The organism is Fibrobacterota bacterium (genome assembly GCA_019509785.1).
GTDB lineage: Bacteria > Fibrobacterota > Fibrobacteria > UBA11236 > UBA11236 > Chersky-265.
Window position 1 is genome coordinate 45,900 of the sequence record JAEKLQ010000032.1, and the last position, 21,762, is coordinate 67,661.

The window sequence follows — 21,762 nt, forward strand, 5'->3', positions numbered from 1 at the left end:
GCCCGGGAATGAAAGTTTCTCGCGGCCACAGGGCTATGGGGCCCCATCGCGTTAGGGACCCGTTCGTATTTCCAGATGGTTACGTCCCGGTGCCCTGGACCGGACCTGGGCTTTCCATCCGGAGAGCTCGAGTTGCCGCGCGACGGCGACCAAGGCTTCGGGATAGGCGAAAGGTTCCCAAAGCAGAATGCGTCCTTCCGGCGCGAGGTAGGGCTTCCAAGCCGCCAGCTTGTAGGCGAAGCCGTATCGCTGTTCCAAAAGGCCGGGTAATTCTTCCGGCGTCGCGCCCTCCGGGCGTAAAAGCGTTCCGTCATCGTCCGAGTTGATTTCCCCCAAGCTGTCTACGCAGAGGATCACGTCGAATCGGGAGTCGGGACTTGAGGGCGGGGGATGGGGGAGGAGGGACAAACCCTGGGCGGCCAGCTCATCGCGGACGGCGGGGACGGGATCGTAAACGACATAGTTCCGGGGCGCGCGATGGCGAAGCAGGGCGGCGGCCACGAAGCCTCCGCCGGCCCCGACGTCCAAGATGGAAGCGCCTGCGGGGATTTCCGCGAGCGCGTCCGATAACACGGCCGCTAGGCGGGCGAAACGGTAGCCGTTCACCTCGCGATACACTCCCAAGGCGAAGACGGTTCCGTAGAAACGCGTGAGGGTGGATTCGCTGCGGTAGGCGACGAAGTTCTTATGGGCGCGGGTGAATCGCTCCATGTCCGCGGGGGAAAGCTTGGCTTTGATGGCGGCCAGGGAGTCCTTCCAGGCCAAAGGCGCGAGGCCTTGCCGGAGCAGTTCCGCCCGCGCATCGAAATCATCTGGACTACCGGTATCTTCCGGCATCGCCTGCTTTCCGGAACACGCTTTGCTGGTGCCCTAACCCATGACAGTTTAGTTTAAAATGGCGTCGGATTGCCGACCGGAACGGCAAGCGAATGCCAGAGCCTGACAATTATTGCGCTGATTGCGTACGGTGCCTATGCTAAGATCCACCGGGATGCTGACAATTGTTCTAAATTTGCCAACCACGGGAATCCCATGCTGAAGACGAAAGCGAAAACCCCCGCCGAAACCAACAACGGAAAAGCCGAAGCCCCCGACGCGGATACGTTGCAGAGGGCCAAGGAAGTTTTCCAGGCGGCCTTCTTCCGCCACTTGCAACTTTCCCTCGGCAAAGACAAGTATTCGGCCACGGCCTATGATCGCTACCTGGCGGTGGCCTACGCCGTCCGCGACAAGCTGATCGAGCGTTGGATCCAGACCCAGCATACCTACTATCGCCAGGACGTGAAGAGCATCTATTACCTGTCGATGGAATTCCTGATGGGCCGCGCCCTCGGCAACGCTATCCTCAATCTGGGCATGGAAGAGGTGGTCGAGAAGGCCATCTATGATCTCAGCTTGGACATGGAAGAGATCCGCAATATGGAATTGGAAGCGGGACTCGGGAACGGGGGCCTCGGCCGCCTGGCCGCTTGCTTCCTCGATTCCATGGCGACCTTGCAGCTTCCGGCTTACGGGTACGGCATCCGTTACGATTACGGGATGTTCCACCAGACCATCAAGAACGGCTTCCAGCACGAGAACCCGGACAATTGGCTGCGCCTGACCAATCCCTGGGAAATCGCCCGGCCCGAATATACGGTCACCATCCAATTCAAGGGCCGCGTGGTCACGCGCAAGAATCCCCACGGCAACGTCGTCTTCGAATGGGTGGACACGGAAGACGTGTTGGCCTGCCCTTACGATACGCCCATCCCCGGCTACGGCAACAACACCGTCAACACCTTGCGGCTGTGGTCGGCGAAGTCGGCGGACGAGTTCGGCCTGCATTACTTCAACAGCGGCGACTACCTGGAGGCCAGCAAGGATATCGCCTTGGCCGAGAGCATCTCCAAGGTGCTCTACCCCAACGACACGTCCATGAACGGGAAGGAGCTGCGCCTCAAGCAGCAGTACTTCCTCTGCGCCTCTACCCTGAGCGACATCATCCGCCGCCATAAGAAATACCATAAGGATTGCAGCCGCCTGGCCGAGAAGGTCAGCCTGCAATTGAACGATACCCATCCCACCATCGCCATCCCCGAGCTGATGCGCATCCTGGTGGACTTGGAAGGCTATTCCTGGGAACAGGCTTGGGAAACCACCACCGAGGTTTTCGCCTACACCAACCATACGCTCTTGCCCGAGGCCCTGGAGAAGTGGTCGGTCGACTTGATGGGCCGATTGCTGCCACGCCATTTGCAGATCATCTTCGAGATCAATTACCGCTTCCTGAAGCAAGTCTCCTGGAAGTATCCCGGGGACGTGGAGCGCCTCAAGCGCATGTCCCTCATCGAGGAGGGCGAGAACCGCTCCGTGCGCATGGCTTACCTGGCCATCGTGGGCTCGCATTCGGTGAACGGCGTGGCGCAGTTGCATACCGATCTGCTGGAACGGCTGGTCGTGAAGGACTTCTACGATCTCTCGCCGACCAAGTTCAACAACAAGACCAACGGCATCACCCCGCGGCGTTGGCTGAAGAAGGCCAATAAGGGCCTGGCCGCGCTCATCTCCGAGGCCATCGGCGACGGTTGGGTGAAGGATTTCTCCCTGATCCGCAAACTGGAGCCTTTCGCCCAGGACGACGCCTTCGTGAAGAGATGGCAAGCGGTGAAGCTGGAGAACAAGAAGCGCCTGGCGGATCACGTGGGCAACGTCAAGGACGTCGTCATCAGCCCCGACACGCTTTTCGACGTGCAGGTAAAGCGCATCCACGAGTACAAGCGCCAGCTGCTGATGGTGCTGCATATCATCCACTTGTACAACGAAGTCAAGGCGGGCCGGGCCCGGGACATGGTGCCGCGCACCTTCATCTTCGGGGGCAAGGCCGCTCCGGGCTACTTCATCGCCAAGCTCATCATCAAATTGATCAACTCCGTCGGGGACGTGGTGAACGCGGATCCGGATACCCGCGGCCTCCTCAACGTGCTGTTCCTGGAGGACTACCGCGTCTCCTTGGCCGAGAAGATCTTCCCGGCCAGCGATCTTTCCGAGCAGATTTCCACCGCGGGCAAGGAAGCCAGCGGCACGGGCAACATGAAGTTCAGCATCAATGGCGCCCTCACCATCGGCACCTTGGACGGGGCCAATATCGAGATCCGCGAGGAAGTAGGGGCCGAGAACTTCTTCCTGTTCGGCCTCACCGCCGAGCAGGTGATGGCCCGCAAGGCGGCCGGTTACAATCCCCTCGAGTCTGATGGCCGTGATGGAACTGTTCCGCACCGGCTACTTCTGCCCGGAGGAGCCCGCCCTCTTCAATCCCCTCATCGATAACCTCATCTTCAAGGATGAGTACATGCTGATGGCGGACTTCGGCGAGTACGTGGCTTGCCAGCAGAAGGTTTCGGAACTCTACCGCGATTACGGGAAGTGGACGCGCATGGCCATCCTGAACGTGGCGCGGATGGGCAAGTTCTCCTCGGATCGCACCATCCTGGAATACAACCGGGATATCTGGCATGCGGCCCCGGTGCCCGTCGAGATCGGCGAGTGGCGCGCGGACGAGGTTAATGGCGGAGAAACGGCGCGCCCTGGCGCGTCCGTAAAATCGGAATGAAACCGGAGGGCCTCGGGGCAGCGTGAAAGATTTCATCATCATCAGTAACGTCTCCGACGACCCTTTCGCCATCGATATCGGCCACATGTGCGGCCAACCCGAGGAAATCTCGGACATCATCTCGCTCAAGGTCTACGCCAATACCGAATTCTGCCCCCGCTTCATCAGCGATGAACGGGATCTAAGCCGCATCGGCGGGCAATTGCTGGGCAAGACCATCATCATCTGCTCGGCGGCCACCAACCATACCCGCGGCTCCCTGGCCGTCCGCAACCTGATCCTGGCACGCGCGGCCAAGGACAATGGCGCCCGGCGTGTGATCCTCGTCGAACCGGATCTTTACTTCAGCGCCCAGGATCGCGGGCCTCATCGGGGCCCGGACGAACAGAGCCGAACCGTCGAGGATTTGAAAAAGTTCGACGGCCAGCCCTTCACCGCGCGCCTGTACGCCGAGCTGCTCAAGATCGCCGGCGTGGACGTGGTGGTGACGGTCCACAACCATTCCGCCAAGGTGCAGAAACTTTTCTCCTACCTGTTCAACGGCGAATTCCATAACCTGCTGCCCGCCGAGCTTTACGCCGATTACATCCGCTACAGCGATTTGGTGGTTACGGGCAAGGACGGGGATAACCTGGTCCTGTGCGCGCCCGACCACGGCGCCGAACCGTTCATGCGGGCCGTCTACGATACCCTCGGCTTGCCTAAGACCTCGCGCATCATCATGGAAAAAAGCCGGGACGGCGAGCGCAAGGTGACCATGAACGTGAGCAAGGAATCGGACCTCACCTTGGAGCAGATCGAAGGCAAGGACGTGATCGTTCTCGACGACATGGTGCGCACCGGTTCCACCATCGTCGAATGTTGCCGCCTGCTCCGCCAGGGCAAGCCGAACCGGGTTTGCTTCGGCGTGACCCACTTCATCTCCAGCGCCGAGGCCCGGGAAAACCTGAACTCGCCGCATATCGACGAGATCCTGACCCTCAACACCATTCCCGCCATCCTCAACCGCGATTCGCAAGGGCGCCTGCGTAAGAAGCTGGTCGTGCTCAAAATCGAGAAATGGATAGCGCGCTTCCTGCTGCAATACATGAGCCGGGATACGGGCAAGTTCGAAAAGGATTTCTACTCGGTCGACATGTCCTCGAAAAACCCGCGCTGGCGCCCGCCCAACCGCTACTGAGATGTCCACCTCCGCGATCCCCAAACCGGGCCCGGCCGAAGGCAAGGAGAAGATCTTCGTCTTTTCCCACCGCGGCGCCTTGGGCGATTTCATCATGACCTGGCCGGCTCTGGTCACCCTGCGCTGGAAATTTTCCGACCACCGCTTCGTAGGGCTGGGCAAGCTCCCGTATCTGAAGCTCGCGGCGGACATGGGCCTGGTGGACGACGTCTACGATTGCGAAGCCCAGGAGTTCCTGTCATTCTACTCCGGCGATATGCTGCCGCGGGCCCTGGACGGAATCACCTCGGCCCTGCTCTGGATGGAGGAAGAGCCCAAGCTCCGGACCCTCTTGCATCAGAGATGCTCCGGCCCTTTCCATATCCATCCGCCTTTCCCGGCTTCGGGCCAGGAACATGCGATGGATCATCATCTCCAATGCCTGCCTTACTTTTCTCTTCCCGCCGTGCCCGAGGAGGATTTGTACTTCCCGCTCACCACCACGCGGCAGGGGTACGCGATCATCCATCCGGGTTCCGGCAGCAAGGAGAAGAATTACGATCCCGAGTTCTACGCCTTCCTGGCGAATGAACTCAAGAGCCGGCGATATCCCGATACGCGCATCGTTCTCGGCCCGGCCGAACGCGAGCTGAAACCCCTGTTCGCGTCGCGCTTTCCCGTGATCGAGCCGGAAGATCCGCTAGAGCTGGCCCACTTGCTTTCCGGCGCCAACCTGTTCGTCGGGAACGACAGCGGCGTGAGCCATCTGGCCGCCGTGCTCGGGACCAAGACCTTGGCCTTGTTCAAAGGGCAGAACTACGTGCAATGGGGCGTGCGCGGGAAGGACGCCCATAACCTGGAAGCCGCGAGCGAGGCCCAGGCGATGACGCGGATCCAGAAGGCCTTGCAAGGGTGAAGAGAGGGTAAAGGGTACAGGGTTAAGGGTACAGGGATTTTTTCAGGCTGAATAGGATCTTTCCGACCTCTTCAGCCTCTTTGTAAGCGGTTTTGATTTGGTCCCGGGATACGAGATCCAGCTTTACCGCCAAGATCAGCAATGTTTGCAATTCAGCTAGAGAGCCACAAGCGATTGCGAGGAATTGGAGATACTCCTTCCGGTACTGCCGAGCGTAACCCTCCGCAATATTAGCGGGTATTGAAACCGCCGCTCTCCTGATTTGCGAGGAAAGCTCAAAGCGCTCTTCAATGGGGAGACTTCGTGCGACGAGATACGCAGCTCGAGCCAAATCAACCCCTCTCCTCCAAGCAGTCAAATCCCGGTAGGAATTCAATTTCGGCATTACATCCCCCCTTACCTAAACCCTTTACCCTTTACCCTTTACCCTTTACCCTAATCCCTTCTTCACTCCCAAGGTTCAATCCTCCTTACTCCCCATTCGCCCAATTCGAAGGCGATCGTCCCTTCCCGGTCCGTCCGCAAGATGCGCGCGTCGTCCCCCGACGCTTCGTCGCCCGACGCGCCGTCTTCCATCACCCATCGCAAATCCGCCAACGCTTCCGCATGGGGATGGCCGTAAACCGAGCTATCGCAGGAGATGACCGCCCAGCGCGGATGCACCGCTTCGATGAAGCCCAGCCCGCTGGAGGTTCGGCTCCCGTGGTGCGCCACTTTCAGGATATCCGCCGCGAGATCGGGGTGATCCGAAAGGATGATTCGTTCGACAGGGTCCTCGATATCCCCCGTCAGGAGGATGCGCATCCCCGCGCTCTCCACGCGCAGTACCGTGGAAAGATCGTTTCCCGAATACGTGGCGCGGGGAGCCGGCCATAGGGCCCGCACCCGCACCGCGTCCCAAAGCAAGGTATCGCCCTCGAAGAGGGTTGCCTTATCCGCCCCGGAGACGTCCAATGCGCGCATCGCCTCCAACCAGGCCGAATCCGATCGGGTCCCTTCGGGCAAAAACACCTTTTTCACGGGGAAGGCATGCAGCACCGCGGGCAGGGCGCCGAAGTGATCCAGGTCCGTATGGGAAAGGACGATGGCTTGCAAGGTGTCCGCCCGGACATGTCTGAGAAACGCGATCAAGGCCCGCTCATCGTTCCCGACGTCATTCAAGTACCATTTGCCTTCGGGAGTCCGCAGGGCGCAGGCATCCCCCTGTCCAACGTCCACGAAAAAAACGCGCAGGCCGGGGGCCTCTTTTTCGGGGACCGCCCAGGGCGAACAGGCGAGGAAAATGCCCGTGCACGGGGCCAGGAATAGAACGACAATTCTAGGGATGGGGATAAACATTTGCTACCTTCCCGGACCAATGGCTTCGGCCGCCGCGAATGAAATAATCATCCACGCCGTCGGAGGTCGTGCTCAGCCGCACACCGGTGCCTGACGGACCGGGCGGCAGCGCCGAGAATCATGGAATACGGTCGTTATAGGATCCTCAGTCAGTTGGGCCAAGGCGGCATGGCCACGGTCTATCTCGCCGAAGATCCCCTCCTGCAACGCCTGGTCGCGATCAAGGTGATCCAGGCCCATCTGTCTTCCAACTCCGGCTTGATGGAACGCTTCACGGTCGAAGCCAAGACCATCGCCTCCTTGCGGCACATCAACATCGTCGAAGTGTTCGATTTCGGGATCCAGGACGATCAGCAATTCCTGGTGATGGAATACATCGACGGCCAGAATCTGCAAGCCATCTGCGGGGCCTTGCTTGGGCGGTCCATGCCCAATACCGTCGCGGCGGCCATCATCTGCCAAGCCGCCGAGGGCCTCACTTCCGCCGAGAAGCACGGCGTGGTCCATCGGGACATCAAGCCCGAGAACCTCATGTTCAACTCCGAAGGCACCTTGAAGATCGCCGACTTCGGCATCGCCCATATCGCTGACGAAGGATCGCGCACCCAAACCGGCGCCGTGCTGGGTTCCCCGAACTTCATGTCGCCGGAGCAGATCGAAGGCCTTCGGCCCACCAACAAGACCGATATTTTTTCCCTGGGCGGGGTGTTCTACTACATCCTCACCGGCAAGCTCCCCTTCACCGGCCCCAGCATCCCGGTGACCATGCGCAATATCTGCGAGCGGCCGCATCCGCCCATCGTCGAAAGCAATCCGCAGGCCGATCCGTTCCTGATTAAGCTCGTGGACGTGCTTTTGCAGAAGCGCCCCGAAGCCCGCGGCGACGGGGCCCGCTGGCTCGCCAACCAGTTGCGCGCCTATCTCGGCTCGCAGGGCATCGTCGATATCGTGGATTACGTGAAGACTTTCATCCAGTCCTTAGGGTTGGTCGGCGGCGGGCATACCCTGGTCGAAGGCGGCCTCACCAAGCAGACCCTACGGCCCACGCGGTCGGGCGGATCTTCGGTAGGGGGCTTTCCGCCTTCGCAGCTCATCAAAGGCGGCGCCACCCCGACCGGGAGCAACACGTATTCCCGGTCCATGGCCGATCCCGCGGAATTCCAGACCCAAGCGACTACCGGGGCGATGGGACCCTCGTCGCGCAGTCCCTTGGTTTGGATCGGGGTCCTGCTTTCCTTATGCGTTTTGGTCCTGGCGGGCGCCATCATCTGGTCGCGAATGCCGCATGACGACACGAGCCTTAAGACGGCCTCGGTTAAGCATACAACCAAGGGGGTTACCCCGACTCCGGTAACGCCAACAAAAGTGCCCGAGACGACCAATCCCGTGCCTTCCACGACAGGGAATCCGACCGCATTCACTTCGGATACCCAGCCCGTTAACCCCATCCCGACTCCCCAATCCCACATCGGAACGATGGAGCCGGCAAATCCGGTCCATTACGGCGGCAAGGTACCGGTAAGGCCGCGCCATACCGGGCGGGAAAACATCGAACTCCATCATACCGTGGCTACGCATAATCCGGAGCCCCGTCCGGTTCCGGCCCCGGCGCCTGTCCACGAGCCGGAAGCCGCCCAGACCGGATTCGTCCTCATCAAGTCGGCCCCGCCCTTCGCGGCGTTGACCATCAATGGTAAACCGCAAGGCGAGACCCCCATGAACGCTTATCTCGAAGTGCCCGTGGGCAAATGCCATATCGAGATCGTCCATCGGCTAAGCCCCCCCTTCGATACGACCATCATGGTCAGTCCGGGTTTCCGCCGCGAATTCAAATTCAAGCTGGATCGATAGGCCGGAATGCCCCCTCGCCGATCGCGGGGATTCCTCGGTCGGATGCGCCGAAATGAGCTACTTTTAGCCCCCGAGGGGCCATTTTTCCTTACCGATGAATTAAGTTTTTAGGCTCCGTGCATGGGGCTTGCGGCCACCTCGTTTCGGGAACGCGACTTTCAACCTCAGGAGCATAAGGAAAAAATGGTGCTGAAGCGAATCCTTCCCTTGGCCATCGTCATGGCGACTTCCCCGGCATTTTCCCAGGTGCAGTTGTTCGAGGCCGAGGTTTCCGGCATTGTTCCCCACGCTGGCATCACTTGGAACTCCGGTATCACGCAATACCTCGCCGGATTCGAGTACACCATCGATGGGCGCACGACCCTGGGATTCGATTACGCGGCCCCCTTGAAGGATACCCTGACCTTTGATCCCGACTTGAAATCCTACACCGTGCATCCCTACGGCGAATTCGAATTCATCGAACCGGACAACCTGAAGACCTTCAGCTTCGCCATGCGCGTGGACTTCATCCACGAGGATACCCACGACAAGCCCAGCAGTACTCCGGCGGCGAAGCGGTACAATAGCTTTACCCGTACCTGGCTGGGGGGCGGCCCCGTTTTCGCGTTACGCATTTTCAGCAGCGAAAGGCTGGCCCTGATTCCGGCCGCCAGCTACGAAGCCTATTACGTCACCTGGCGCAAGGACTTCCTGGACCCCGCCACCAACGGCAATAGCGGAACCTTCAAGGAAGACAACAATCTCTGGCACGACGTGTCCGGTTCCTGCGCCGTCCACTTCATCCTGAATGAGTTCAACGGAATCACCTTCGAACCCAAAATCGTCGCCCGCTTCGGCGACGGCCTGCAATCCTCCGACCTCCTCAACGTGTCAGCCTCGCTGGGCTACGTCCTGGCTTTCTAAGGCATTAGACCGACCGCGTTCCCGCCATCGCCTCAAGAGGATGGGTGTGACTGGGCATCGATCAAGGGCGCCGGTGACGGGCGCCTTAACGGCGCGATCGGGAGGGGTGGTGACGGGGCGGCTGGGAGGGGCGCGGGCGGCGAATTAAGGCCGTCGGCATTCTGCGCCACGCATGGGACCCTAAGCATCGGCAGGACGCGAGCCCGCTAAAAGACCAAGCACTGGATTCGCGGCCGTCGCGCGGCGCAGAATGCCGGGAGGACCGAATCCACTGGCAGGCCTTATCTGAGCCTCCCGCGCCCCTCCCAGACGCACCGGCCCCAATCATCCAGCGACGCGTCAGTTCAGCCGCACCAACTCCACCCTACGATTCCTCTGCCTCCCGATCGCCGTCCGATTATTATCGATCGGGTCCCGCGCTCCTAAGCCCCGCGCCAGGATCTGATCCGGGGGGATCCCTTTGGAAACGAGATATTTCCGCACCGCGTTGGCCCGGGCTTCCGACGAACGCATACCGTCCAATTCGGAGGCGGCCCCGTCCCAGTAGCCGCGCACTTCGACCATGACCCCGGGAATGGCGCGGATGCGTTCGGCCAAGGAATCCAACGAAACAAAGGATTCCGGCAAGAGCTTGTCGGTGTTCCCCAGGAAATGGATCGATTTCAATAAAGAGCGCTTTTCCAGCGGCGCCGCGCCGCTCCCGCCTTTGCCTGGGGCTTCGTCGGGGCAGCCGTCCCCGTCCTCGAAGCCGTTATAGGTTTCCGGCTCGTTCGGGCATTTATCGTTGAGGTCCGGGATCTTGTCGTTGTCATTGTCCGGATCGGGACAGCCGTCGGCATCCTCGAAATTGTCCTTGTCCTCGGGAAGGTTCGGGCACTTATCCACCGCATCGGGCACGCCATCCTTATCGTTATCGAGATCGGGGCAACCGTCGTAATCCTCGAAGCCGTCCATGTCCTCCGGCTCATTAGGGCATTTGTCCTGCAAGTCCGGGATGCCATCCTTGTCGTTGTCGGGCTCCGGGCAGCCATCCTCGTCCTGGAAGCCGTCCTTGTCTTCAGGTTGGTTGGGGCACTTATACAAGGCATCCGGGACGCCGTCCTGATCGTTGTCCGGATCGGGACAGCCATCCGCGTCCTGGAAGCCGTCCTTATCCTCCGGCTCGTTGGGGCAGGTATCCTCCTTGTCGGGAATCCCGTCATGATCGGCGTCCTCGGCGACGAAGGCCCCGCTCCAGCCTATGTTGGCGGCCAAGCCCCAGCGCGGTTGAAAGCGGGCCGCGAAGGCGTAGACGCCGTAATTCGCCGGAAGGGCATAGCGGCGGAAGGGCCGCGCGGAGGGAAGGCTTTTCTGGAGGTTCACGGAAAAGAAGATGCCGTCGTCCCCGCGGGAAGAGAATCCGGCGAAGGCGTAGGAATATTCCTTCCCGATGGCGTCCAAGCCTTTCATCTCCGAGGTACGGGTCTCGGATTGGGCGCCTCCTAGGAAGGACAGATAGGGTAGGGGTACCCATTCCAGATCTCCGCCCAGCAGGAAACGTTCGCGCGCTCCCGGCAACCCCGAGTTCGCGAAGCCGGCGTTCAGTGAGGATCGGAAAGGCAGCGGCATAGGCTCAATGCGGGTAAGGTCGAGGGTGAGCAGGGCGCGCGCCGACCAGCCGAAGCCATAGGTGGAAAAGAAGCGGGGGGGAGCCACGGTGGAATCATCGGGCATTTCCGCGAAGGACTTGGGCAGGAAGCCTTTTCCGTTTTTCGAGGGAAAGGTCAAGCCCGCCAGCAAGGCTCCATCGAGGACGTGATCGCCGACGAAAGCATATCCCCCTTTAACGGAGAGGAGGGGATCTCCCAGGCCGGAGCCGGATAGTTCCTTGGCCTCGGTATCGGTGATGAAATCCCCGTAGTACGGGATGCTGAGGCCGACGTCGAAATGGCTGCCGATGCCCATGGCGAAGTTGAGCCGGATGGCGGCGCTTTGCATGTCCTGGACCTGGTTGCTGTCGAGGAAACCGGTATAGAGTTGCTTGAGGAAGATGTTATCCCGCACCATGGATTCGTCCTCGTGCCCGGTGGCGCTGGCCGAAGCGTACAGGGCCAGATGCCCCAAAGGGCGCGCGGAGGGGATGAACAATTCGCCGGGGAGCCCTTCGAGGGTGGCTGCGCATGCGGCGGAGGCGCAGACGAGGACGGAAAGCCTTAAGAAATTGACCTTTTTCATACACCTATTTCGGACGGCCTGCGGCATGGGTCCCGGGGCGTTCGGAGGCCGATGGCGCCTGCAAAGTTACTAATAACGTTTCCATTCCAAAGTTTTCCGGCCTTGCCGGAAAGACAGGTTCGAGTTGAAAGTCCTTCGCCGATTAGGATATCATGGTTGGGACCGGCCCGCACGGGCAACCTGAAGGTCTATAGCCGGCGCGGAGAAGGCATGAGCAAAAGCCTCGAACAAAAAAAGATTGAACAGATCGAGAACCTTCCGACCCTTCCGGAGGTCGCGAACAAACTCCTCAAGATCATCAACGATCCCACCACCACGGCGGTAGACGTCGCCAACCTGATTTCCCGGGACTTAAGCCTCACTTCGAAGGTGCTGCGCTTGGCCAACTCCGCCTTTTACGGCATCCCCCGTACCGTTACCACCGTCCAGAACGCCGTCGTGATCCTGGGCCTCAAGGTGATCAACACCATGGTGTTCAGCATTACCGTGGTGAAGATGTTCCCCGGCGACGGTCGCAATGAACTGTTCAGCCGCAAGAAATTCTGGGCCCATTCGCTGGCCTGCGCCGTATTATCGCGCCAGCTGGCCCTGCGCATGCGCAAGTTCACGCTCTTCGATCCCGAGGAATGCTTTTGCGCCGGGCTTATCCACGACATCGGCCGCATCGTGCTGGATCAATACTTCCACGAGAATTTCATCAAGGCGATCAAGACCTCGGTCGAGAAGAAGACTTCCTTGCTCGAGGCGGAGATAGGCGTGTTCGGTTTCAGCCATCAAGACGTCGGGGATTGGCTGACTTCGCGCTGGGAACTCCCGCAGGACATCCGCATCCCCATCGTGTACCACCATAATCCCGCCAAGACCGAGTACGCCCGGGAGATCACCACCTTGGTGCACTTGGCCGACAGCATGTGCTTCGACATCGGCTTCAATCTACCCGGCCTGGAAATCCGCCCCCCGCTCGACACCGCCCTCATCGCCCAATTGGGTTTCACTCCCGAGGATTTGGACGCCGTAAAGGGATCCGCCCACGAGGAGATCGAGAAATTCCACTCCGCCTTCGAGATTTGATCGGTTTATAGACATTCGAGAAGGCGCTCCTTCGAGATTTGACCGAACGGTTTGCCTACGAGAAGGCGCGCCTTCGAGATTTGATCGGTTTATAGACCTTCGAGAAGGCGCTCCTTCGTGATTTGACGGAAGCGCTTTCCATCGGGAAACCGTTTCCCGACCCCGCAGCTTAAGTACCTTTGGCCAAGCCCGTCCTACCACGGCGGCTTCCAGGGGTTCGGATTTGATTCTTCTATTCGACATGCAGACCGGCGCTTCCGGGGACATGATCCTGGGCGCCCTTTTCGATCTCGGTCTCGACTTCGGGGAATGGAAACGCGGAATCGATTCTTTGCGGCTCCCCGAAATGAACATGCGCGTCGAACGCGTCGTGAAGCAGGGGCTGACCGCCGCCCATTTCCGCATCGATGCCCCCCATGAGCATGCCCATCGCGGGCTTACGGAAATCCGGGCCATCTTGGAAAGAGGCGCCTTGCCGCCGCGGTCGCTGGAACGGGCCTTGGCGGTCTTCACGCGTTTGGCGGAAGCGGAAGCGCGCATCCATGGGGTGCCGGTGGATCAAGTGCATTTCCACGAGGTGGGCGCCTTGGACGCCATCGTGGACATCGCCGGGGCCTGCCTGGGCTTCGAGATGCTGGGCATCTCCGGATTCTTCACCACCCCTTTCACCTTCGGGTCGGGCACGGTCAGATCCGCCCATGGCGAGTTGGCCGTACCCGTCCCTGCTACCTTGGCCCTCACCGAGGGCTTTCCTTCGCGCCGCACGGGACTGCCAGGGGAACTGGTCACTCCCACGGGCGCGGCCCTGATCGCGGCGCTTTCCGATCCGCTTCCCGACGGTTTCACCGCTTCCCTGGTGCGCGCGGGATACGGCGCGGGTACGCGCGATTTGCCCGGCATCGCCAACGTCCTGCGCATATGCCTGATGCGGGAGGCGGCCGCCGATGTTTCGGGTTATGCGGTGTTCCAGGTAGAATGTAATTTGGACAACATGGCCCCCGAGCTCATCGGATATACGGCTGGGCGGCTGCGGACGGCCGGTTGCAAGGACGTCTGGCAAGAGCCCATCCACATGAAGAAGGATCGCAGCGCGGTTAAGCTCTGCGCCCTTGCGGATCGCGCGGCGCTCGACGCGGCGCTGACCATCATCGCCGCCGAGACCGCCACCGGCGGGGTGCGCTGGTTCCCAGTACAACGGTTGGTAGCGGAAAAGACCATGGGCATCGTCTCGACTTCCTATGGCGAGGTGGAAGTGAAGCGGATCTCCTTTCCCGGGCGCGCGGCCTCCCGATGGTCGCCGGAATACGAGAGCTGCCGCAAACTCGCCGAAGCCAAAGGCGCTCCCTTGCAGGACGTTTACCGCGAGGCCCTCGCGCGGGCCATGGGAAAGGACCGATGATCCAACTTCCCGGCATGCACCTGGAGCAACGTAAGGGCGATCCACGCAAGCTGAAAGGCAAGCTGATCGCCTACGTCCGCGTGGAAACCGACGAGGGCGAATCGACCTCGGGCCCGGGCGATGAGGGCAACGCGAACGCCTTGGCCGCCATGGTGCGGAACGGCATCCTGGCCGTGCAGGCCAACTTCGTGGACCAGCGCAACATCCGCGACTTCTTCCGGGAAGAGTTCGGGATTTCCCTGGAGAAGGGGATCCAGGAAGTGATCGATCAAGCCAAAGAAACCGGCGGCCTGGAAGGCGCCTTGGATCCGGAGGCCGTGAAAGAGCGTTTGGACTCGATGAAGAACGCCGATTTCATCCCCATCCCGGCCAAGATCGCATTCTTCAGCAGCGAAGCGGAGATGCTCTCCGGCGACGCGGACGTCTACTATCTCGGTTCCTTCACCGTGCTCAGCCATGCCCACCTGTGCGTGAACTCCTTCCCGATCATCTACCAAGCCTATTTCCGGGAGCAGGAACATCGCGCCATGGAACGGGAGATCGCGGCCTTGCTCGGCAACATCGAGGATCCGCGCAGGGGGGAGGGCGAGAGCGCCGGGGAAACCCCGCGGCTACAGACCTATCGGGGCGATATCAAGGCCTACCTGCTCAAGGACATCATCCCCAATATGATCTATAGCCTGAGCGATCCGGCCGAATACCAGAAGGCCTTGTCCCACTTCAAGGAATTCATGGGCGATTTCGGTTATCCGGAAGACATGCAGGCCATCATCAACCTGGTCGAATCGACGCCCCAGCACGATGCCAAGGGCCTCCGGAAGTTGGAGTTGTTGGTCGCCAAGGTGGAAGCGTTGCAGAACGAGGATTACGAGAAGTTGGACGGAATCCGTAACGAATTGGGCAAGCTCGGCTAGCCGCTCGGCTCAGCAGGGATTTTTTTTCGTCCCTTCACGGGTCCAGGCCGTCTTCCCTTCCCAGTGCGGAGGCGCCGGCATAACGCTCGATCCGGCAGGCCCCGTTCTCCATGACGGCGTAGCGCATCCCGTAAAGCCACTCCCCGCTGTTCACGTAGATGCCTTCCGGAACGTCCTTTACGAAAGCCGCATGCGTATGCCCGTGCATTACGATATCGCAATCGCCGCGGGCGAGCAGGGCCCGGCCGGCGGCCTCGTATTCGTCCAGCTTACGCGGGCGGTTCCCGTGCCGGTCGCGGGAAAGCCCGCTGATGGCGTTCGCCAAACCCATGCCCCAGTCGGGATGCAATAGGCGGAACAGGAGGTTGGAAAGGGGATTCCGGAACACCTTCTTCATGATCCGATAGCGGCCATCGCTGGCCGCCAGCCCGTCCCCATGGAGCAGTAGAAGCCTTTTGCCTTGCAGTTCCACCCGGAGCTCGTCGGCATGCACCTGAAGGCCCAACTGATCTCGGAAGAAGTCGCCCAGGTTGAAGTCGTGGTTGCCCGCCAGGTAGTGGACCTCGACGCCGGAACGGGACAGGGCTTCCAGCGCCGCCAGCACCCGGAAGTGGCTTTTAGGCACGTAGCTCCGGTACTCCATCCAGAATTCGAACAAATCGCCCAGGATGAAAAGATGGGATGCCCGCGGCGCGTCTTCGCGGAGGAACCGTAACAGCCAGGTTTCCCTCTCCGCCGGCATCCCGCGGTAGCGCGCTCCCAGGTGAAGGTCGGATATGAAGTAGGCGGGCCGGGCTTGGTTCATGCTCACGGTATTTTAGCTAAATTGGATAACCAAGAGGATCCCGATGCGCCTGCAAGCGACCCCCCATAAGCTTCACCTGTTCTTCTGCACCAATACGCGCGAAAACGGGGATAAGTCCTGCGGGGATACCCCGGCTACGCGTGTCCTCGCCGACCTGCTCAAGGCGCGGTTCAAGGAGGCCAAGCTCCCCATCCGCATCACCCGCACGTCCTGCCTCGGCCCCTGCGCCCAAGGCCCCAACATCATGTGCTATCCCCAAGAGGTATGGTTCCAGGACGTCCGGGAGGAAGATGTCGATGAAATCGAGGCCCAAGTGAAGCGCATCCTCGCCTCCGCGACCGCCGGAAAGTCCGGAACCGCCGGATAGCCCGGTCATCCCGGCCCTAGCCCCGAACGCCTGACGGGAAACCGGCGGCCAAAGGTCCACGACCCCGGGCCGGCACGGCGGATGGATCAATCCTGATGGTAAATCATGCTGTCCTTGGTTTCCTTCACGAAGAGCATGCCGACTACGAAGGTTGCCAAGGCGATCACGACGGGATACCAGAGGCCGCTGAAAATATTGCCGCGGGCGGCGACGATGGAAAACGCGATGGCCGGCAGGAAACCGCCGAACCAGCCATTGCCGATATGGTAGGGCAGGCTCATCGACGTGTAGCGGATGCGGGTGGGGAACATTTCGACGAGCATGGCGGCAATCGGACCATAAACCATGGTCACGTAAATCACCAGGATGGTCAGTAGGCCCACCAGGGCGAACCATTGGCCGGAGAAGGCGTTGATGGGGTCGGCCTTGGAGGGGTAACCGGCTTTATCCAAGGCGGCCCTCAGCTCGGTCTCGAACCGGACCTTTTCCGTTTTGGCCGTAGGCGCCGCGCCGTCATAGCCGACAATGGAGGCGTCGCCCACGGTGACGGTGGCAATCGATCCGGCGGGACCTTCGACCTTGTCGTAATTGACGCCCTGGTTCGCCAGGAAAGAGCGGGAGACATCGCAAGGCGTCGTGAACTTGGCCGTACCCGTCAGGTTGAGAACCAGGTTGCAAGTGGAAGGATCCGAGACGACCTTGACGGGCGATGCGGCAATGGCGGCTTTGAGTTTCGGATTGGCGACGGCGGTGATGGCTTTGAAAATCGGGAAATATGTGAGGGCGGCGATCAGGCATCCCGCCATGATAATGGGCTTGCGGCCGATGCGATCCGAAAGCCCGCCGAAGATGACGAAGAACGGGGTTCCCAGTATGAGCGAAGCCGCGATGAGGATGTTGGCGGTGGGCGCCGCGACCTTCAGGAAAGTCTGCAGGAAATAAAGCGCATAAAATTGGCCGGTATACCAGACCACGGCCTGGCCCGCCGTGAGCCCGAAGAGCGCCAGCAGTACGATGCGCAGATTCGGCCCATGCAGGAATGATTCCTTGAGCGGGGCTTTGGAGGTTTTCCCTTCGGCTTTGATTTTCAGGAAAGCGGGCGACTCGCTGAGTTTAACGCGGATCCACACCGAGATGACCAGCAGGATGCCCGAGAAGGCGAAGGGAATGCGCCATCCGCCCCAAGCGGCGCCGAAAGCCTTTTCGCCTTCGGGTGAGAATGTCCCGCCGCCGGAATAGTAACGCGTCGCCAGGATAACCATGAGGGCCAACATCAACCCCACCGTGGCCGTGGTTTGGATCCAGCTCGTGTACAATCCGCGGCGCCCATGCGGAGCATGCTCGGCGACATAAGTCGCGGCGCCGCCGTATTCGCCGCCCAGGGCGAGCCCCTGCAAGAGGCGGAGCGCGATGAGGCAGCAGGGGGCGAAGATCCCCCAAGCGCTATAGCTCGGCAAAAAGGTAAGCAGAAAGGTGGAGAAACCCATGATGAGGATGGTCGCCAGGAAGGTGTACTTGCGGCCGATCATATCCCCCAAGCGGCCGAAAACGATCGCGCCGAACGGGCGCACGGCGAAACCGGCGGCGAAGGTCAGCAAGGTGAAAATGTTGCGCGTGGCGGGATCGAGAGGCGCGAAGAACTGGGCGCCGATGATGGTCGTCAAGACCCCGAAAAGGTAGAAGTCGTACCACTCGAAAATCGTTCCCAGGGAAGACGCGAAAATGACTTTTCTCTCTTCTGCCGAAATGGGGCGCGTTTTGCCTGCTTTCTCTCCGGTCGAAACGGGATTGATCGTATCAGCTGTCGCCATGGTTTGCCTTTCGGATGAGAAGTGGTGAATATGTACATCCAAACCCCGTTCCGCAACATATAGAGGTGCGGGCAATTTCGAGAAGTTAAAACACGCTTGTGAAGAAAAGCATTCTCGCGTCCGGAAATGCCGGATAGGTCCGGAACCGCGGATTATCGGACTGATCTTTCTTTCTCTCCAGATTCATCGGTAGCTTCTTACCCGGTTTTCCTTCCTAGGGCGAAAATCTTGCGGTGAGAAAATCTTGTGGTGAATGGCAATGATTGGAATTATTCTTTTGCCGCTTTACCGGGCCGGCGTAAACGCCGGACGGATTTCTTAAAAGCTTCATTCCCACCAACAAGGCTCAGCCAAAGGACGGTTATGAAATCGAATTCGCTTCACGCCCTCGTTTTACTATTCGCGGTGGGCGGGGCCGTTCCGGCCGCGCATGCCCAGACGGCGGCCCCGGCCGCCGCGGAAGCCGGGCCCAATGTCGGCGTTACGCCCAAGGGCGGCGGTCTCTTCATCAAGAGCGATGACGGCCGCGCCGTCGTCCGCCTGATGGGCTACGCCCAACCGACCTTCATCGCCACCGCCGAATCCAACAAGCAGGCCTATAAGATCCCGTCTTTCTTCGTGCGCCGCGCGCGGGCGGACTTCAAGGCCGAGTACGATAGCCTATACACCCTGTTCTTCGAATACGACGGGGGGCCGGCCGCCGGCACTTCCCTCGTGGAAGGCTATGCGCAAGCCGCCCTCGTTAAGGACTACTTGAACTTCCGCATGGGTAAATACATCCAGCCTTTCAGCGCGGAGAATCTGCGTTCATCGCGGGCGTTGGAGACGGTGGAGCGCTTCCAGGCCTTGAACGCTTTAATCGGATTGCCCGCTTTCGACGCCAAGATCGGGGCCATGTTCTTCGGGACCTTGGATCCGGCGAAGCAGGTCAAATACTTCCTCGGCGTGAACAACGGGGGGACGGGCACGGCCGGAACCGGCGGCGACGTACGCGACAACAATTGGCAGAAGGATTGCATCGCCCGTTTCGAATATTCTTCCGGCAAGACCCTTCGCGTCGGCGTGGCGGGGGACTATGATAAGGAGAAGGGCCAAACGCTCAGCGTGAAGAGTTATTCCGGCGCCGTCTTCGATAGCCTGCACGTGTATGGCACCCGCATCGGCGTGGACGTGGACCTCCACTCCCAGCTCAACAACCTGGGATTGGAAGCCGAATGGCTTTGGGCCGATTTCTCGGACACCGGCGCGAGCATGAATGGCGGTTATGTCCAAGCGGGATATTGGGTGAAGGGAAGCGAGGCTGAAGGCGGTATGGAACCCTTGCTGCGGCTGGAATACACGCATGTGTCAGCCGATCATCCTATCGGACCAGTATCCGGTGACGTCGATGGCGCTACCTTGATGGCGGCCACCTTGGGCGTCAATTGGTGGATGAACGGATGGACGCGTTGGCAGTTCAACTTGATCGAGGAAACGACATCGAAGAAGGGGAATGGCACCTACGCCGCCGCCGACGATGGCCGCTTCCTTCCGACCCTGTTCGCCCAGTTCCAGATCAAGTTCTAAGACCGGGGCAATCCCCTTCCGCCGCGCGAGCTTGGCCGCCAGTCAGGCCCGCGCGGTTTCCGCTTCCGCCATCAACTCGCTGCAGGCCGGCGTGGCGCACCACGCCCGCGCCTCCAGGGCCTTGAACTTGGCCGCGAATTCGGCGCCCACGTCCCAATCCCAGGCCTCCATGGCGGGTTTGCCGTCTGTCGCGATGCGCAGGCAAAAGGCATGCAGCAGATGGCGCCGGGCTCCCAGGGCCGCGTAATCGGCCTCGTCCAGTTCCGCGTCCAGCCGTTTCATATATGCGCGGCCGCCGTCGGCGTAAATCTTGTCTCCCACGATGGGACAGCCGAGATGGGCGAGATGCGCCCGCAACTGATGCTTGCGGCCCGTGATGGGTGCGAGGGCCACCAAGCCCATGCCGTCCCGCTCTGCGATTACGCGGTACAAGGTCAGGGACGGCCTCCCGCCGGCTTGCACGTGCATTTGGCTGCGGATGGGGGAGACCGGCCCCTCTCCGTCGCGGCTCTCCCCCAAGGGAGCGTCGATGGCCCCGGAAAGGGATGGCGGTAGCCCGCGGGTTACTGCGACGTAGAGCTTGAGCCAGCGGGCACCGGGAGCGGAAGGGGCATGGGTACGGGCCGCCTCCGCGCCGCGGGCGAAAGCCATAAGCCCGCTGGTCTCGCGGTCCAGCCGGTTCAACGGGGCCCAGGCATCGTCCCCGAGTTCCTCCCGGACCAGGTTGGCCAGGGTCTGGAAAAAAATCTTCCCGGTCCGGTGTACCGGCATGCCCGCGGGTTTATGCACGAAAGCCAGTTCCGGGCCGCGCTCCAGCACGCGGAAATCCAACGGCACCTCGGGTTCCTCGTAATCCACGACGTCGAAGCGAAGGCGCATGCCCTCGCGCAAACGCTCGTCCCCGCGGGCGGGAGCGCCCTCGAGTTCGAAGCGGCCCAGGGCCAGGAGCCGATCCCATTCCCCGGGCCCATGGTAGGTGAAGCGACGCGACAGGTATTCGGCCAGATTGGCGCCGCCCGGATTGCGGATGATGGAGGTGAACGAAGAGTTGATGAGGGGCATGGATCGATTTCGCCGTTGCCGGCCTAGGCCAAAGGCTCAGCCGGGAACGAAAAAGGGGCGGCCGATGGCCGCCCCCTGGTTCCGCGCCGGAACGGGATGATCACTTGGCCGAAGCGAATTGGGCCGCTTCGGTCTTGATCTGATTGGGAGTCTGGTCCGCATCGAAGGACTTGTAGCGGATGTATTCGCCTTTCTCGTTGATCACGATCAGCAGCGGGATGGAGCCCGTACCGTAGTTCTCGCCGATGGAGCGGTCTTCATCATAGAACACCGGCATGTGCACGCTGTAGTCGCGGATGAATCCGCGGATATCGTCCTCGGTGTTGTACTTGATGGCGATGGCGATGGAGGTGAAGCCCTGGGCGTTCAGATCATCGGCCAGCTTTTGCACGTAGGGAATGGCGTGCTGGCAATGCGGGCATTTCGCGGAGAAGTAGAAGATAAGGAGCTTACGGTTCGCGAAATGGGAGAACTTGAGGTTGGCGTCCGAGATCGGCTTGGGGGTCAGCGCGAAATTGATATGGGCGCGCTTGCCCTTCTTGTCGAGCTCGAAGGTTGGCGGCGCCTCGGGAGCTTCCGGTCCCTGAACCGGACCGCGCAAGGGTTGGGCGCCCGCCAGATCGAAGGCAAGGCAGGTCAGGATGGTAGCCGTCAGGAAAACCTTGATTTGCCGCATAGGAACGCTCATCTCCTCGGATATTACCGTGTCTTTTGGACCCTAGAAAGATACCAGTCCAAGCGAACCAGGACAAGCCGGGAACATCGAACCGGATAGGATATCGCCATATCCC

The 21,762-nt window shown here is 60.7% G+C and carries 17 protein-coding genes and 1 pseudogene; 10 read left to right on the forward strand and 8 right to left on the reverse strand.

All coding sequences use genetic code 11. The features are described 5' to 3' along the window. Positions 1 to 51 precede the first annotated feature (51 nt). Complete coding sequence (locus tag JF616_08130) at positions 52 to 837, reverse strand: hypothetical protein (GenBank protein MBW8887710.1); 786 nt, start codon at positions 835 to 837, stop codon at positions 52 to 54. Positions 838 to 1,032: 195 nt separating this feature from the next. On the opposite strand from JF616_08130, the pseudogene JF616_08135 reads away from it, so the two are divergent. The 3 genes and pseudogenes from JF616_08135 (at position 1,033) to JF616_08145 (ending at position 5,667) form a co-directional block, all read left to right on the forward strand. Then, positions 1,033 to 3,592, forward strand: a pseudogene (locus JF616_08135) (glycogen/starch/alpha-glucan phosphorylase). Positions 3,593 to 3,677: 85 nt separating this feature from the next. Next, positions 3,678 to 4,772, forward strand: a complete 1,095-nt coding sequence (locus JF616_08140) for a ribose-phosphate pyrophosphokinase (GenBank protein MBW8887711.1) — start codon at positions 3,678 to 3,680, stop codon at positions 4,770 to 4,772. Between the two features lies 1 nt (position 4,773). Continuing rightward, positions 4,774 to 5,667 (forward strand): glycosyltransferase family 9 protein, encoded by an 894-nt coding sequence (locus tag JF616_08145; GenBank protein ID MBW8887712.1) that lies wholly within the window; start codon positions 4,774 to 4,776, stop codon positions 5,665 to 5,667. A 22-nt stretch (positions 5,668 to 5,689) separates the two neighbouring features. On the opposite strand, the gene JF616_08150 is transcribed toward JF616_08145, so the two are convergent. Both JF616_08150 and JF616_08155 read right to left on the reverse strand, forming a co-directional pair. Beyond that, positions 5,690 to 6,052: a four helix bundle protein gene (locus tag JF616_08150; protein MBW8887713.1), complete on the reverse strand. Its 363-nt coding sequence runs from the start codon at positions 6,050 to 6,052 to the stop codon at positions 5,690 to 5,692. Between the two features lie 62 nt (positions 6,053 to 6,114). Beyond that, the gene (locus JF616_08155) at positions 6,115 to 7,005 is read right to left on the reverse strand and encodes an MBL fold metallo-hydrolase (protein ID MBW8887714.1); all 891 of its coding nucleotides are present in this window, start codon (positions 7,003 to 7,005) and stop codon (positions 6,115 to 6,117) included. Positions 7,006 to 7,125: 120 nt separating this feature from the next. Here JF616_08155 and JF616_08160 point away from each other — a divergent pair, with 120 nt between their 5' ends. Then, positions 7,126 to 8,856 (forward strand): serine/threonine protein kinase, encoded by a 1,731-nt coding sequence (locus tag JF616_08160; GenBank protein MBW8887715.1) that lies wholly within the window; start codon positions 7,126 to 7,128, stop codon positions 8,854 to 8,856. Between the two features lie 183 nt (positions 8,857 to 9,039). After that, positions 9,040 to 9,762, forward strand: coding sequence for a hypothetical protein (locus JF616_08165; GenBank protein MBW8887716.1), 723 nt, complete (start codon positions 9,040 to 9,042; stop codon positions 9,760 to 9,762). 339 nt (positions 9,763 to 10,101) lie between these two features. On the opposite strand, the gene JF616_08170 is transcribed toward JF616_08165, so the two are convergent. Beyond that, positions 10,102 to 11,976, reverse strand: a complete 1,875-nt coding sequence (locus JF616_08170) for an OmpA family protein (GenBank protein ID MBW8887717.1) — start codon at positions 11,974 to 11,976, stop codon at positions 10,102 to 10,104. Between the two features lie 210 nt (positions 11,977 to 12,186). Here JF616_08170 and JF616_08175 point away from each other — a divergent pair, with 210 nt between their 5' ends. The 3 genes from JF616_08175 to JF616_08185 all read left to right on the forward strand — a co-directional run bounded on the left by JF616_08175 (position 12,187) and on the right by JF616_08185 (position 15,360). Continuing rightward, a complete protein-coding gene (locus JF616_08175; protein ID MBW8887718.1) occupies positions 12,187 to 13,047 on the forward strand; it encodes an HDOD domain-containing protein in 861 nt (286 codons plus the stop codon). Positions 13,048 to 13,270: 223 nt separating this feature from the next. Beyond that, positions 13,271 to 14,446: a nickel pincer cofactor biosynthesis protein LarC gene (gene larC, locus JF616_08180; protein MBW8887719.1), complete on the forward strand. Its 1,176-nt coding sequence runs from the start codon at positions 13,271 to 13,273 to the stop codon at positions 14,444 to 14,446. Continuing rightward, positions 14,443 to 15,360 (forward strand): hypothetical protein, encoded by a 918-nt coding sequence (locus JF616_08185; GenBank protein ID MBW8887720.1) that lies wholly within the window; start codon positions 14,443 to 14,445, stop codon positions 15,358 to 15,360. Before larC ends, JF616_08185 begins: the two co-directional genes overlap by 4 nt. Positions 15,361 to 15,394: 34 nt before the next feature. On the opposite strand, the gene JF616_08190 is transcribed toward JF616_08185, so the two are convergent. Then, on the reverse strand, positions 15,395 to 16,171 hold the full coding sequence (locus JF616_08190) for a UDP-2,3-diacylglucosamine diphosphatase (GenBank protein ID MBW8887721.1): 777 nt from the start codon (positions 16,169 to 16,171) through the stop codon (positions 15,395 to 15,397). A gap of 37 nt (positions 16,172 to 16,208) precedes the next feature. On the opposite strand from JF616_08190, the gene JF616_08195 reads away from it, so the two are divergent. Then, entirely contained in the window at positions 16,209 to 16,532 is a 324-nt protein-coding gene (locus JF616_08195) for a (2Fe-2S) ferredoxin domain-containing protein (protein ID MBW8887722.1), read from the forward strand. Positions 16,533 to 16,618: 86 nt separating this feature from the next. On the opposite strand, the gene JF616_08200 is transcribed toward JF616_08195, so the two are convergent. Then, positions 16,619 to 18,343: an MFS transporter gene (locus tag JF616_08200; GenBank protein MBW8887723.1), complete on the reverse strand. Its 1,725-nt coding sequence runs from the start codon at positions 18,341 to 18,343 to the stop codon at positions 16,619 to 16,621. Positions 18,344 to 18,706: 363 nt separating this feature from the next. On the opposite strand from JF616_08200, the gene JF616_08205 reads away from it, so the two are divergent. Then, positions 18,707 to 19,909, forward strand: a complete 1,203-nt coding sequence (locus JF616_08205; GenBank protein ID MBW8887724.1) for a hypothetical protein — start codon at positions 18,707 to 18,709, stop codon at positions 19,907 to 19,909. A gap of 42 nt (positions 19,910 to 19,951) precedes the next feature. Here JF616_08205 and JF616_08210 read toward each other — a convergent pair whose 3' ends face one another. Both JF616_08210 and JF616_08215 read right to left on the reverse strand, forming a co-directional pair. Next, positions 19,952 to 20,971, reverse strand: a complete 1,020-nt coding sequence (locus JF616_08210) for an RluA family pseudouridine synthase (GenBank protein ID MBW8887725.1) — start codon at positions 20,969 to 20,971, stop codon at positions 19,952 to 19,954. A 100-nt stretch (positions 20,972 to 21,071) separates the two neighbouring features. Beyond that, positions 21,072 to 21,647 (reverse strand): TlpA family protein disulfide reductase, encoded by a 576-nt coding sequence (locus tag JF616_08215; protein ID MBW8887726.1) that lies wholly within the window; start codon positions 21,645 to 21,647, stop codon positions 21,072 to 21,074. Between the last annotated feature and the right edge of the window lie 115 nt (positions 21,648 to 21,762).

Coding starts and splice junctions, on each gene's coding strand:
- JF616_08195 (MBW8887722.1), top strand. CDS start 16,209: ATGCGCCTGCAAGCGACCCCCCATAAGCTTCACCTGTTCTTCTGCACC.
- JF616_08185 (MBW8887720.1), top strand. CDS start 14,443: ATGATCCAACTTCCCGGCATGCACCTGGAGCAACGTAAGGGCGATCCA.
- JF616_08205 (MBW8887724.1), top strand. CDS start 18,707: ATGAAATCGAATTCGCTTCACGCCCTCGTTTTACTATTCGCGGTGGGC.
- JF616_08215 (MBW8887726.1), bottom strand. CDS start 21,647: ATGCGGCAAATCAAGGTTTTCCTGACGGCTACCATCCTGACCTGCCTT.
- JF616_08150 (MBW8887713.1), bottom strand. CDS start 6,052: ATGCCGAAATTGAATTCCTACCGGGATTTGACTGCTTGGAGGAGAGGG.
- JF616_08165 (MBW8887716.1), top strand. CDS start 9,040: ATGGTGCTGAAGCGAATCCTTCCCTTGGCCATCGTCATGGCGACTTCC.
- JF616_08145 (MBW8887712.1), top strand. CDS start 4,774: ATGTCCACCTCCGCGATCCCCAAACCGGGCCCGGCCGAAGGCAAGGAG.
- JF616_08200 (MBW8887723.1), bottom strand. CDS start 18,343: ATGGCGACAGCTGATACGATCAATCCCGTTTCGACCGGAGAGAAAGCA.
- JF616_08175 (MBW8887718.1), top strand. CDS start 12,187: ATGAGCAAAAGCCTCGAACAAAAAAAGATTGAACAGATCGAGAACCTT.
- JF616_08160 (MBW8887715.1), top strand. CDS start 7,126: ATGGAATACGGTCGTTATAGGATCCTCAGTCAGTTGGGCCAAGGCGGC.
- JF616_08155 (MBW8887714.1), bottom strand. CDS start 7,005: ATGTTTATCCCCATCCCTAGAATTGTCGTTCTATTCCTGGCCCCGTGC.
- JF616_08130 (MBW8887710.1), bottom strand. CDS start 837: ATGCCGGAAGATACCGGTAGTCCAGATGATTTCGATGCGCGGGCGGAA.
- JF616_08170 (MBW8887717.1), bottom strand. CDS start 11,976: ATGAAAAAGGTCAATTTCTTAAGGCTTTCCGTCCTCGTCTGCGCCTCC.
- JF616_08210 (MBW8887725.1), bottom strand. CDS start 20,971: ATGCCCCTCATCAACTCTTCGTTCACCTCCATCATCCGCAATCCGGGC.
- JF616_08140 (MBW8887711.1), top strand. CDS start 3,678: ATGTGCGGCCAACCCGAGGAAATCTCGGACATCATCTCGCTCAAGGTC.